The following is a 322-nucleotide window of genomic DNA, read 5'->3' as shown; positions in this document are numbered from 1 at the left end:
AGTGGCATCCCCAAGGGGATTCGAACCCCTGTTACCGCCGTGAAAGGGCGGTGTCCTAGGCCTCTAGACGATGGGGACATCGTAACTTCCTTAACCGGAAGCAGGCTTCTTTCAAACTGGAGCGGGAAACGAGATTCGAACTCGCGACCCCGACCTTGGCAAGGTCGTGCTCTACCAACTGAGCTATTCCCGCATATTTTTCCACTATTTAAAGTGGCATCCCCAAGGGGATTCGAACCCCTGTTACCGCCGTGAAAGGGCGGTGTCCTAGGCCTCTAGACGATGGGGACATCGTAACTTCCTTAACCGGAAGCAGGCTTCT

The 322-nt window shown here is 54.7% G+C and carries 3 tRNA genes; all 3 read right to left on the bottom strand.

Annotated features, from left to right (window positions below):
* Positions 1–2 precede the first annotated feature (2 nt).
* The 3 genes from OUO13_RS01685 to OUO13_RS01675 all read right to left on the bottom strand — a co-directional run bounded on the left by OUO13_RS01685 (position 3) and on the right by OUO13_RS01675 (position 290).
* A tRNA-Glu gene (locus tag OUO13_RS01685) sits at positions 3–78 on the bottom strand.
* A gap of 39 nt (positions 79–117) precedes the next feature.
* A tRNA-Gly gene (locus OUO13_RS01680) sits at positions 118–193 on the bottom strand.
* Between the two features lie 21 nt (positions 194–214).
* Positions 215–290 (bottom strand) — tRNA-Glu (locus OUO13_RS01675).
* Between the last annotated feature and the right edge of the window lie 32 nt (positions 291–322).

The organism is Parathalassolituus penaei, from assembly GCF_026626885.1.
Lineage (GTDB): Bacteria > Pseudomonadota > Gammaproteobacteria > Pseudomonadales > Oceanobacteraceae > Oceanobacter > Oceanobacter penaei.
This window is presented reverse-complemented; position numbering and strand designations above follow the sequence as displayed.